Source organism: Prevotella sp. LCP21S3_D2 (genome assembly GCF_052118345.1).
Classification (GTDB): Bacteria; Bacteroidota; Bacteroidia; order Bacteroidales; family Bacteroidaceae; genus Prevotella.
Genome location: NZ_JBQKHJ010000132.1, coordinates 1 through 305 on the forward strand (window position 1 = coordinate 1; position 305 = coordinate 305).

The window sequence follows — 305 nt, forward strand, 5'->3', positions numbered from 1 at the left end:
TATCAGCTAAGGAAGCAGATAGAAAGCCTTCCTTTGGAGGAGCAGCATAAACGGAATAACGTTGAAGCAGCCATGTTCCAATACAGTTTTCATACACGTAATGGCAAGACCCGATACAGGGGCTTGCTCAAACATCGTATGCATGCATATAGCAGATGTATGTGGATGAACCTCCGAAGGATGGTAATATTCCAGATTTCAACATTTCAAAGATCGATATTTGCCCTTTTCGGGCCTATCAGAGAAGCTTTCGGCTCTTTCAAAGCGATTTCTCGACAGATATTCACCAGCGGAGCCGATTGCTA

1 pseudogene is annotated in these 305 nt (G+C 43.9%); it reads left to right on the forward strand.

The annotated features are described in order from the left end of the window. Nucleotides 1–305 (forward strand): annotated as a pseudogene (locus ACTQ16_RS16930) (transposase); the annotation flags it as partial.